This window comes from Idiomarina ramblicola, assembly GCF_003987255.1.
GTDB lineage: Bacteria > Pseudomonadota > Gammaproteobacteria > Enterobacterales > Alteromonadaceae > Idiomarina > Idiomarina ramblicola.
On the sequence record NZ_PIQC01000005.1, the window covers coordinates 1 to 11777 of the forward strand.

An 11777-nucleotide genomic window follows, 5' to 3' on the forward strand; every position below is an offset into this window, starting at 1 on the left:
GAATGTCCAACTATTGGGGGTCACTTCATTTACTCCGGCTTCGTTAGCTTCAACAAAATGAATGAGCTTATGACAAGCTAATGTCATCTTTCTCACTACTTTTCTTCTCATTCTTGGTTTCGCTTTTTGCATCTTCTTTCGCTGCAGCGCGCTCAGCTTCACGAATTTCTTTTGTTCTCTTTTCTGGTTTCGACAACAACAGTTCGCGAATACGACCTTCTAACTCATCGGCAATTTTAGGATTGTCCTGCAAAAACTTCATTGAGTTAGCTTTACCCTGGCCAATTTTATCGCCGTTATAGCTGTACCAAGCGCCCGCTTTATCAACCATTTTGTGTTTAACACCCAGGTCTATCAACTCACCTTCTTTAGAAATGCCTTTGCCGTATAAAATTTGGAAATGCGCTTCTTTAAACGGTGGAGCAACCTTGTTTTTTACCACTTTAACGCGGGTTTCGTTACCGACAACTTCATCACCTTCTTTCAACGCACCGGTGCGGCGAATATCCAGACGAACAGAAGAATAAAACTTCAGTGCGTTACCACCCGTGGTTGTTTCAGGGTTACCAAACATCACACCAATTTTCATCCGGATTTGGTTGATGAAAATACACATGGTGTTCGATTTTTTAATGTTCGAAGTCAACTTGCGTAAAGCTTGTGACATCAGACGAGCTTGCAAGCCAACGTGGCTGTCACCCATCTCACCTTCAATTTCTGCTTTTGGTGTCAAAGCAGCAACTGAGTCAACAATCACAATATCAACAGCACCGGAACGAACCAGCATATCGCAAATTTCTAAAGCCTGTTCTCCGGTATCTGGCTGCGATATTAACAAGTCATCGACGTTAACGCCTAGCGCTTCGGCATAGATAGGATCCAGGGCATGCTCAGCGTCAACGAAAGCACAGGTTTTACCCATTTTTTGTGCTTCGGCAATCACTTCCAGAGTCATCGTTGTTTTACCACTAGACTCAGGACCATAAATTTCTACAACCCGGCCAAAAGGTAACCCGCCGATACCAAGAGCAATATCCAGCCCTAAGGAACCGGTTGAAACAGAATCAATATCCAGGGTCTGGTTATCGCCCAGACGCATGATAGAACCTTTACCAAATTGACGTTCGATTTGTCCGAGCGCTGCATCTAACGCCTTTTGACGATCATTGCTCATTATAAGCTCCGTTATTAATTACTGGTTTTATAAACAGTATACTGTACACATTTACAGTATCAAGTTTTGTTCAGAGTTTTTCACTAAAACAAAACTAAGTCACTGTAATTCAATTAGATTTATAAGTTTTCTTAAAACTGAATCTAGCGTTTGCAAGCGAATTTTGGTGCGGTCACCATCAAAGTTATCAGACCATACCCAGCACTTTTCCTTGTTCGCAATCGCCATCCAAACCAAACCCACTGGTTTATCGGCTGTGCCACCTGCAGGCCCTGCAACACCACTCACTGCAATACTCCAGTCGGCATCACATGCTGCTATGGCTCCTTTAGCCATTTGCCGAACACAAGTTTCAGATACCGCTCCGTACTTTTCCAGCACACTCGGTTCAACCGATAACAGCTTTTGCTTAAGCGCATTAGTATAGGTGATTAATCCACCATTAAACCAAGCAGAACTTCCCGCAACTTCGGTTATAGCGTATCCTATTCCTCCTCCGGTACAAGATTCTGCGGTGCAAACTGTCTGCTGCTTCAGCTGTAGACAAACACCGACTTGTTCCGCGAGTTCAAAGGTTTGCGGCGCAATCGCCGTAGTTGCTAACATAACACTGGCTCCAGATAAGAATAATCGATTATGCCTGAATTCTCTGATAAACAGATCCAATCACATACCCCAATGATGCAGCAATACCTACGCATAAAAGCAGAACATGCTGACATGCTTTTATTCTATCGCATGGGGGACTTTTACGAACTGTTTTTTGAGGACGCCAAGCGTTCAGCACAACTACTGGATATTTCTCTGACGGCTCGCGGACAAAGTAATGGAGAGCCTATTCCAATGGCGGGAGTTCCCTATCACGCGGTAGAGAATTATTTAGCACGATTGGTCAACATGGGCGAATCCGTTGCCATTTGCGAACAAATAGGCGACCCCGCGACCAGCAAAGGACCGGTGGAAAGAAAAGTTGTTCGCATTGTCACACCAGGAACCGTAACTGATGAATCCCTGTTAACCGAAAAGCAACAAAACCTGCTTGTGGCCATATGTCCGTTGGATCCCAAACAACCTGAGGGTGAATACGCTATATCCAGTCTGGAATTGAGTAGCGGTCGTTTCTGGTTAACAAAAGCCCATTCGAGCGAACAGCTCGCGGCAGAAATGCAGCGCCTGGAACCCGCCGAGTTGCTTTATCCTGAGTCCATTTCGCTGGCCGGGCTGCCTCTGGCAAAAGCTAAATGCAAGCGCCGCCCTGCCTGGGAGTTTGAACAACAAACCGCGTTTATGCTATTGACCCGGCAGTTTGGAACCCAACATTTAGAAGGTTTCGGTATTAAAAATAGCGAGCCTACGCTGGCCGCCGCCGGAGCTATTTTACACTACGTTAAGGAAACTCAACGAGCCGCCTTACCTCACATTCAGGCTTTGGTCACCGAACACCCTCAGGACGCCATAATTCTGGATGCGGCCACACGCAGAAACCTCGAGCTGCAACAAAGCATGGGAGAGGGGAACACTCACCTTTCTGCGGTTCTTGATAAAACCGTTTCAGCAATGGGCAGCCGCCAGTTTCAACGCTGGTTGCAACGCCCTATTCGCAACCATAGCGAGCTAAATCAACGTTATGATGCTGTGGACGCTCTAATGGAAAATCATGGCTTTGAAAATATACAGTCAGCATTAAAGAAATTAGCTGATATCGAACGTATTGTTGCCCGCATTGGGTTAAGAAGCGCACGGCCAAAAGACTTTGCCCGTTTACGTGACAGTTTGGCTCAGGTACCTGATATTCGCGATTCTCTATCGCACCATTCGCTCAATTATCTACAACAAAACATCCGACCTTTTCCGGACGTTGTGGATTTATTAACACGCGCTGTTATTGAACAGCCCCCGTTATTGATTCGCGATGGCGGTGTTATTGCCAAAGGTTATGATAAAGAGCTTGATGAATTGCGCGATCTTGCTACTGGTGCTACCGACTACCTGAAGCAGTTGGAGCAGCGTGAACGGGAACGAAGCGGTATTGCCACACTCAAAGTCGGATACAATAGAGTTCACGGTTACTTTATTGAAGTCAGTCGACAGTCATCAGACGCCGTACCAGATGATTATCAGCGCCGTCAGACACTTAAAAATACTGAACGTTTTATTATTCCCGAGTTGAAGCAACACGAAGACAAAGTTCTAAACGCCCAGGCACGCTCTCTGGCCAGAGAAAAATGGCTTTACGACCAACTTTTTGAATACTTGCTGCCGCAGGTAAATGCGCTACAAAAAAGTGCTGCCGGTTTAGCACAACTCGATACCTTATGCTGTTTTGCCAAATTGGCTGATAATTACCGCTACTGCCGCCCACAACTGCAAGAAAGCAGTAGCCTAATTGAGCTGGAAGCCGCCCGTCATCCTGTTATTGAGCAATTAAGTGACGAACCCTTTATCGCTAACCCTATGTCGCTAACGCCACAACAACGCATGCTGATGATCACTGGCCCCAATATGGGCGGTAAATCAACTTACATGAGGCAAGCCGCCTTAATTGTGATTCTGGCCCATATGGGCTGCTATGTGCCGGCTGATAAAGCCGTTATTGGTGATTTTGACCGCATCTTCACCCGTATAGGAGCGTCCGACGATTTAGCTTCAGGCCGCTCCACCTTTATGGTAGAAATGACGGAAACCGCCAATATTCTGCACAACGCCACGGCAAAAAGCCTGGTACTGATGGATGAGATTGGTCGCGGCACGTCAACTTATGATGGCTTATCTCTAGCCTGGTCTTGCGCTGATTACCTGTCCCGTCAGTTACAGTGTTTGACCTTATTCGCCACCCACTACTTTGAGTTAACGGAACTTGCCGAAGAGTTACCAGCGACAGTCAACGTACACGTTGATGCAAAAGAGCATGGTGACACCATTGCGTTTCTTCATAAAGTCAGTGCGGGTGCGGCCAGTCAAAGTTTCGGTCTGCAAGTTGCCAAATTGGCAGGGGTTCCTGAGCATGTCATCAAGAAAGCCAAACAGAAACTATCGGAGCTTGAGCACACCCATCATGGCGCTTTAAATGACCCAAAACAGCAGACTATGGAGCTCACCCCACCAGAAGAACAAAACCCCATGCTTAATGAGTTAGAACAGTTGAATTTAAATGATCTCACTCCAAGGCAAGCACTGGATATTCTTTACCAATGGCAACAGAAACAAAAAAGCTCAACCTGAGGTTGAGCTTTTTATAAAAATTTAGCCTTTACCTAGCAGTAAATAAAGAGTCGAGCGTTAAGCCTTTCTGTTTTAACGAGTCTCGTAATTTACGCAAAGCTTCTACTTGAATTTGCCTTACTCGCTCTCGCGTCAGGCCAATTTCATGCCCAACATCTTCTAAGGTCGATGGCTCGTATCCCAGTAAACCAAAACGACGTGCAAGCACTTCCCTTTGTTTTTGGTTTAAAGACTCCAGCCATTCCGTAATATTGCCTTTCAGATTTTCATCCTGCAAGACACCTTCCGGCCCTGTATCTGCATCATCCGTTAAGATATCCAACAGCGCTTTATCGTTGTCACCACCAATAGGCGTGTCGACCGAACCGATACGTTCATTCAAGCGCAACATTTTAGTAATATCACCTACCGGCTTATCAAGGCTTTTTGCGATATCTTCGGCAGTCGGCTCATGATCCAGTTTATGAGCCAGTTCACGGGCAGCACGGAGATACACATTAAGTTCTTTAACCACATGAATGGGCAACCTAATGGTACGCGTTTGATTCATAATGGCGCGTTCAATTGTCTGTCGTATCCACCAGGTGGCGTAAGTTGAGAAACGGAACCCACGTTCAGGATCAAACTTTTCTACCGCTCTGATTAGCCCCAAGTTACCTTCCTCAACTAAATCTAATAGGGGTAACCCTCGGTTAGAATAACGACGGGCTATTTTCACAACTAAACGCAAGTTGCTTTCAATCATTCGGCGGCGAGCAGCCTTATCGCCTTTTAGAGCGCGACGAGAGTAAAAGACTTCCTCTTCAGCAGTAAGCAAAGGAGAAAAACCAATTTCACCCAAATACAGCTGCGTTGCATCCATCTTTTTTTGATATTGCGTCGATGACGATAATAACGCCTCTTCCAATTCCTCAGCGGAATTGTCAGGACTATCAACAATAGCTTCTTGCTCGTTGACTTCCTCTACATTGTCGACTGATTCTTCCTTTATACGGCTCATAACAAGCTCCCGTTATACTGAACACCGTGTTACAACACACGTCGACTTCCTTATCTTGTTATTATTATTCCCACATAACTAGCGAGATTTTGGTAAGTAATGCCTCGGGTTTACCGACTTACCACGGAAACGAACTTCAAAGTGCAATTTCACCCGCGGACTTCCTGAATCACCCATTCGGGCAATTGTCTCACCTACGTCCACCCAATCTTGTTCCTCGACTAGAATGTCCTCATTGTGGGCGTAGGCAGTAATAAAATCATCGTTATGTTTCAAAATGATTAAATTACCAAATCCGCGTAGTGCGTTTCCAACATAAACCACTTTTCCTGCAGCCGCAGCATTTACTGAATCACCACGCTCGCCTGCAAAATCAATTCCTTTATTGCCCTGCTCACGCAACGAGAAGTCAGCCAATATTTGGCCGGTCGAAGGCCATTTCCAAACGATTTTATCATTGCCGGGTTGCGCGACCTCAGGCCGTTCAATTCGCTGCGCTGACTGACTCGAACGACTCTTATCGGTTTGTTTTGCAACCGTTTTTTCTGTGTTTGTTTTTTGACCATACTCTTTCTGTTCAGTATTAGCAACGGGGGTTTTTATATTATTTTGTGCGTTATCAGAGGTTTTATTATTCTGTTTTGCACTAGTCGTTCGCTGTGCCTTTCTGGCTGAGGTGGCGCCGCGTTGTGGCTTACTCACCAAACTCAATTTTTGCCCTGGATAAATAGTGTAAGGTTTTTGTAAATTATTGATTTGAGCAATATCCTGGACGTCGAGGTTCGCTCTGAAAGCAATTGAGTAGAGGGTTTCTCCGGTCTGAACTTCATACTCTTTATCGTTCAGTGAGTTAGGCTCAAAATCGCGGTAGGTTTTTCCGGTATACAGCTCGTCAACAGGCGCAGGTGCCGAGCGGCCGCTGCATGCCTGAAGCAGAGTTATGGCAAAAATCAATAATATCGATTGCTTGATTGCCCCGGACGATAAAAACATCATTATACCAATTGCGCTATTACGTACCCGATAATAACCAGTATTACCAGTGTCCAGCCAATACGGTCAACATATTCACGAAGTTTTACACCCATTTCCGGGCCACCGGTGCGTAACAACCAGGCGACCAGATAAAAACGCATTCCGCGGCTAATAGCCGATGCAATAACAAAAGGGAAAAAGGCTATCTGCATAACCCCGGCCGTGACGGTAAATAATTTATAGGGAATAGGCGAAAACCCGGCAATAAAAACTATCCATACCCCCCACTCCGCAAACCATCCTTGCACAGTTGACAGTTTATTTTCGTAGCCAAAGGTTTCGACTGCTGGCAGTACCAATGACTCATACGCCCAGTAGCCCAGAAAATAGCCCAAAATACCGCCCGCTACCGAGGTAACTGTGGTTAAAAATGCCAGCCGCCAGGCTTTTTTCGGCTGAGTCATCGCCATTGGCGCCAGCATGACATCCGGAGGGATTGGAAAAATAACGGACTCAGCAAAACTTAATAAGCCAAGAATAATGTTCGCTCTGGGATGTTGTGCCCATGATAATACTTTATCGTACAACGCTGAGAACAACTTCAAATGACATCTCCCTTAACTAAAGGCACAAAACGAACATCGCCAATACGTTGTTGTTCAAGTGAATCACCAAAACGGCGCATCACAACCAAGCTTTGTGACTCATTTTGTTCACCAACAGGTATAATCATCACGCCACCATCGGCAAGTTGATCAACTAAATCCTGAGGGATATCGCTTGCTGCAGCCGTAACAATAATACCGTCAAACGGACCTTTACTGCGCCAGCCTTTCCAGCCGTCACCGTGACGCATCGAAACATTATGCAAATCGAGCTGGCGCATACGTCGCTTGGCCTGATATTGCAATGTGGCGATGCGTTCAACGCTAAAGACTTTATCAACTAACTGTGCCAACACTGCTGTCTGATAACCCGACCCAGTACCTATCTCAAGTACGTTTTTACAGTTATGCTGCATCAATAACTGCGTCATTGTCGCAACCATTAACGGCTGAGAAATGGTCTGTCCGTTACCAATGGGTAACGCCGTATTTTCATAAGCTTTATGAGCAAGTGACTCAGGCATAAATAGGTGCCTTGGGGTATTCGCTATAACCCGTAACACCTCTTTGTTGGTAATACCCAGTTCTTCCAGTTGTTGAATCAATCGCTTGACCCGCGACTGTCCATTGCTAATCATCATTTTTGTTGTTCTAACCAGTTAGTCAGTGTGTCGGTATGCCGCTGTGCCGTCATATCCAGGCTTAACGGCGTAATGGATACATAACCTTCATGAATCGCGGTGAAGTCGGTGTTAGGTTCGTCACTGGCATGATGACCAATTGGGCCATACCAAAATATTTCGCTGCCAAAGGGATCACGGTCATGAACCATGGTTTCAGCACGATGCCGGCGACCCAACTTAGTCACCCGGGTGCCCTTTAACTTATCGTAGGTTGTATAAGGCACGTTAATATTGAGGACCGTATCTAATCTCAGAGGGTCATTCTCCATACTGGCAATAATTTCTGCCACAACTCGCCCAGCGGTATCATAGTAATCATGCCCGCGGCCGCCCATTGATACCGCAATAGAAGGAAGCCCCATGAAACGCCCTTCCATTGCCGCTGCTACCGTCCCGGAATACAGAACGTCATCGCCCATGTTGGGACTGTCATTAATACCGGAAACGACCAAATCAACGTCTTCAGCCATTGGCGAGTTTGTGCCTAAATGAACGCAGTCCGTTGGCGTACCATTAACTGAATAAAAGCCATTATCCAGCCGGCGTACCCGCAAGGGATTATGGAGTGTCAGTGAGTTACTGGCACCACTGCAGTTACGATCAGGTGCTATCACCCTAACTTCAGCAACTTCTTTTAAAGCCTGATAGAGCGCTCGAATACCCGGCGCATGCACTCCATCATCGTTACTTAATAAAATTTTCATCATCTGGATTCACCACTTAGGTCCACTATTTCATTTAATACGGTCGTTGCATAAGCTCCCGGCGGAAGCGTAAAACGAAGTTCGGCGTCGCCGTCCTGCCAGCTGATTTCCGGATCTTCTACGCGCAGTAGCAAAGCTCGACGGGCTGCCTCCACGCGCAGCTTTTTAAACGCCTGCAACCAGCTTTCATAGGGTTGCAACAAACTCAATTCAAACGCTTCTGCCTCGCCCTTTACTAAAGGCTTATTGGTACTTCCGGCTAAAGGCGCGGTTAAGTAAATATTATTATTTAATAAGCGTTGCGTGAGTTCATCGTCCCATTGTTCAACAGTAAAAACCGATTTCGAGCCTTCTAGCATGACACAATCACCTGCAAGCCTCCCATCTATGCCAAACTGGCGTATTCTTTCGGCCACAATTTGGTTAAATAAATAGCTTCGTAACGAAGATAAATACAAACTCCGCTTGTTTTTACTGATACGTGCTGGGCGTTCAGCCATCAACCAGCGCTCAGCTTGAGCGACATTATCACCACTTCGCCCAAAACGCTGTTCACCAAAATAATTAATAACACCCTGCTCCGAAACCTTTTTCCATAAAGCTTCTAGCGACTCCCGGGAGCTAACATTCGCTAACCGAATAACAAATCGGTTCCCTCGATGGAAGCCGGTCTTTAATTTCTTTGTTCTGCGTATCACCCGCTCAACCGACATTTCCTTGTCGTTCAGTTCATCCCAGTTCAATGTTTCTTTGCCAGGCAATTGAATTGAAAACCACTGCCAGGTTACCGCCTGCCGATCTTTTAACCCCGAATAGCTGACATTTTTAGGAGATACACCTGCGAATCGCGCTATTTTTTCTGCACAGAAGTTAGTGTTCGCGCCTTCTTTTCTGACCCAAAGCCACTGATGTTCACCTTCGCCATCATCAGCAACTTCCAGTTGTTCAATAACCTGAAAATCTTGCGGGGTCTGCTTAAATTCAGCCTGCGCCCGGACACCATGATGTAAACGCGGCAACTCAGCAGGAGTGACTTGTTGAGGTGCCAACATTAAAGCGACTCCATCAGCACAACCGCATGACAGGCAATACCCTCTTCACGTCCCACAAAGCCTAATTTTTCGGTTGTTGTAGCCTTTACATTGACGTTATCAACACAGGTTTTCAAACACTGGGCGATGCTGGCTCGCATGTCTTCAATGTGAGGGGCCATTTTCGGAGCCTGAGCAACAATAGTCACGTCAATATTACCGGTTCGGAATTCTCTTTGCTGGCATAGACTCACCACATGGCTCAACAATTCTGCACTGTCTGCTCCCGCATAGCGAGCATCGGTGTCCGGGAAGTGTTGTCCGATATCTCCCAAAGCTAAAGCGCCTAAAACAGCATCTGTCACTGCATGTAAAACCACATCACCATCAGAGTGAGCTAACAGTCCCTGACCATGTTCAATAGTGACACCACCCAGAATGAGTGGTTTTTCTGATCCCCAACGATGAACGTCATAACCATGTCCGACACGGATTTTCATGAACGACTTTCCTCTTTATTGTTTATCACAAGTAACCAATCACGAACGCATTCAAAATCTTCCGGATGAGTCACTTTCAAATTACGGATAGAACCCGGGATCAACGCAGGCTGAAAGCCACACCACTGCATAGCCGATGCTTCATCGGTTAATTGAGGATTAAGCGCCCCCATATGCTCAATCGCCTGCTGCAGGCGTTCGGCATTAAAAACTTGTGGGGTCTGAGCTTGCCATAGCGCTTCACGCTCAACACTGGACTCAATATGAGCGCTTCCTTTATCACCTTGGGACGAAACGACAGCACGTTTTAATGAGTCTCTTACAGGAATAGCTAAAATCGCACCTTGAGGGTCTTTTAATCCCTCATCAATAACACGCTTTAGGGCAGTTTCTGGTAAACAAGGGCGCGCGGCATCATGAACTAAAACATGAGTAGCACCTTGCGACGTTGCCGCTTTAATTCCGGCCAAGACAGACTCAGCCCGGCTGTTTCCGCCTTTTACAAAGTGCACTTTGGTTGGCTGCTTTTGTTTAAGTTCAACAAAGTAATCAGTGTCTGGGTTTGAAACCGCAATAAACACTTGTTCTACACGAGAATCCCGACACACAGCTTCAATACTGTACTCTAGCAACGTTTTGTCAGCTACGGTTAGAAACTGTTTCGGTACGCGGGATTGCATTCGACTACCATTACCGGCGGCCGGGATCACAGCCATTAACGACGGGGGGTCATTGCTCACGGAGGCTTTCATCGCACTATTCACCTAGTTGCCTTCCCACGCTACGGGTTACGATCAGGAACAAGACGGAAGAAAACTTCATCTTTCTTCACCATCCCCAGTTCATTACGAGCACGTTCTTCCAGCGCGTCTTCACCTTCACGCAAGTCTTCAATATCTGCGTAAATCAGTTGATTGCGCCTTTCCAGGTTTTCATTTGTTGCTTTCTGATTGCTGACTTCTTGCTGCAACCGCCAATAGTCCGGTAGGCTATTCTTCCCAAACCACAGACGGTATTGTAACGCAAGGAACAAGGCCAACAACACGACCAGAGTCACCCGCATGCTCAGCTCCGTTGTTTTTCCTGTTATCATTATGAAGACTATTCGCGTGACTGAAAAGCCGTTTTCAGAATTTAGAGACAAAAGAGGTGCATTTGGAGTATTTCGCTGCTGCAGTCGTGTTTTTTTTCGCTGCTTTACTTCAGGGAGTCAGTGGTTTTGGTTCCGGTTTATTAGCGGTTCCCATTCTTGCACTTTGGTTTCCTATTAGTGTTTTAACCCCGGCATTATCTGTCATTAATATTGTCGTTGGTGGTTGGATCTACTGGAAAAATCGCGAAGCTGCACGCCCATCTCAATGGAAGTGGCTGATCGTGTCAGGAGTTATCGCTTCTTTAGTGTCAGGCTCTTTGCTATTAACCGTCAATGAGCACTTTATTAAACTCACCCTTGGTTTTGTCATATTGACCGTCGCAGTTATTTTAGCCAGTGGAAAACAGCTACCAACCGCTGAGCACACTCCTGGTCACATTGCCGTTGGCACAGGGTCAGGCTTGCTTAATGGCTTAATGACTTTAGGTGGACCACCTATTGTCCTGTTTCTCGCAAATGCCCGCATCCCTAAGCAACAATTTCGCGCCACGCTCAGTCTGTTTTTCTGCTGTATCGCTATTGCGAATGTTGCAAACTTCTCGCGCCAGCACATTTATGCAGAACCTCACTTTTATCTGATACTCGCCTTGTTACCCTGCGCGCTTATAGGTGCTAGTGTCGGTCAGAAGCTGCAACACCATGTATCAGAGCGCCGTTTCAGGCAGTTGACTTTAGTCTTAATGATACTTTCCGGCCTAAGTGTTGTAATGCAAAGTATCAAATAATCTTA

General features: G+C 46.2%; 13 protein-coding genes. 2 read left to right on the forward strand and 11 right to left on the reverse strand.

Features of this window, described 5'->3' with window-relative positions:
• Nucleotides 1–67: 67 nt before the first annotated feature.
• The gene (recA, locus tag CWI78_RS07310) at nt 68–1174 is read right to left on the reverse strand and encodes a recombinase RecA (protein ID WP_126781716.1); all 1107 of its coding nucleotides are present in this window, start codon (nt 1172–1174) and stop codon (nt 68–70) included.
• A gap of 99 nt (nt 1175–1273) precedes the next feature.
• A complete protein-coding gene (locus CWI78_RS07315) occupies nt 1274–1780 on the reverse strand; it encodes a CinA family protein (RefSeq protein ID WP_126781718.1) in 507 nt (168 codons plus the stop codon).
• A 30-nt stretch (nt 1781–1810) separates the two neighbouring features.
• On the opposite strand from CWI78_RS07315, the gene mutS reads away from it, so the two are divergent.
• Nucleotides 1811–4396, forward strand: a complete 2586-nt coding sequence (mutS, locus tag CWI78_RS07320) for a DNA mismatch repair protein MutS (RefSeq protein WP_208642040.1) — start codon at nt 1811–1813, stop codon at nt 4394–4396.
• A gap of 28 nt (nt 4397–4424) precedes the next feature.
• Here the strand turns inward: mutS and rpoS are convergent, their stop codons facing one another.
• The 9 genes from rpoS to ftsB all read right to left on the reverse strand — a co-directional run bounded on the left by rpoS (nt 4425) and on the right by ftsB (nt 10957).
• Complete coding sequence (gene rpoS, locus CWI78_RS07325; RefSeq protein ID WP_126781720.1) at nt 4425–5396, reverse strand: RNA polymerase sigma factor RpoS; 972 nt, start codon at nt 5394–5396, stop codon at nt 4425–4427.
• 78 nt (nt 5397–5474) lie between these two features.
• Nucleotides 5475–6392 (reverse strand): peptidoglycan DD-metalloendopeptidase family protein, encoded by a 918-nt coding sequence (locus CWI78_RS07330; protein ID WP_126781722.1) that lies wholly within the window; start codon nt 6390–6392, stop codon nt 5475–5477.
• Nucleotides 6392–6976: a YqaA family protein gene (locus CWI78_RS07335; RefSeq protein ID WP_126781724.1), complete on the reverse strand. Its 585-nt coding sequence runs from the start codon at nt 6974–6976 to the stop codon at nt 6392–6394. The genes CWI78_RS07330 and CWI78_RS07335 overlap by 1 nt, the downstream gene beginning before the upstream one ends.
• Nucleotides 6973–7614, reverse strand: coding sequence for a protein-L-isoaspartate(D-aspartate) O-methyltransferase (locus CWI78_RS07340; protein WP_420809841.1), 642 nt, complete (start codon nt 7612–7614; stop codon nt 6973–6975). The genes CWI78_RS07335 and CWI78_RS07340 overlap by 4 nt, the downstream gene beginning before the upstream one ends.
• Nucleotides 7614–8366, reverse strand: a complete 753-nt coding sequence (gene surE, locus CWI78_RS07345; RefSeq protein ID WP_126781728.1) for a 5'/3'-nucleotidase SurE — start codon at nt 8364–8366, stop codon at nt 7614–7616. Before surE ends, CWI78_RS07340 begins: the two co-directional genes overlap by 1 nt.
• Nucleotides 8363–9415 carry a tRNA pseudouridine(13) synthase TruD gene (gene truD, locus CWI78_RS07350; RefSeq protein ID WP_126781730.1) on the reverse strand — a complete coding sequence of 351 codons (1053 nt, stop codon included), beginning with the start codon at nt 9413–9415 and terminating at the stop codon, nt 8363–8365. Before truD ends, surE begins: the two co-directional genes overlap by 4 nt.
• Nucleotides 9415–9894 carry a 2-C-methyl-D-erythritol 2,4-cyclodiphosphate synthase gene (ispF, locus tag CWI78_RS07355; RefSeq protein WP_126781732.1) on the reverse strand — a complete coding sequence of 160 codons (480 nt, stop codon included), beginning with the start codon at nt 9892–9894 and terminating at the stop codon, nt 9415–9417. The genes truD and ispF overlap by 1 nt, the downstream gene beginning before the upstream one ends.
• On the reverse strand, nt 9891–10646 hold the full coding sequence (gene ispD / locus CWI78_RS07360) for a 2-C-methyl-D-erythritol 4-phosphate cytidylyltransferase (protein ID WP_126781734.1): 756 nt from the start codon (nt 10644–10646) through the stop codon (nt 9891–9893). The genes ispF and ispD overlap by 4 nt, the downstream gene beginning before the upstream one ends.
• A 29-nt stretch (nt 10647–10675) precedes the next feature.
• Nucleotides 10676–10957 carry a cell division protein FtsB gene (gene ftsB, locus CWI78_RS07365; RefSeq protein ID WP_126781736.1) on the reverse strand — a complete coding sequence of 94 codons (282 nt, stop codon included), beginning with the start codon at nt 10955–10957 and terminating at the stop codon, nt 10676–10678.
• An 86-nt stretch (nt 10958–11043) separates the two neighbouring features.
• Here ftsB and CWI78_RS07370 point away from each other — a divergent pair, with 86 nt between their 5' ends.
• Nucleotides 11044–11772, forward strand: coding sequence for a sulfite exporter TauE/SafE family protein (locus CWI78_RS07370; RefSeq protein WP_244213094.1), 729 nt, complete (start codon nt 11044–11046; stop codon nt 11770–11772).
• The last annotated feature ends 5 nt before the right edge of the window (nt 11773–11777 follow it).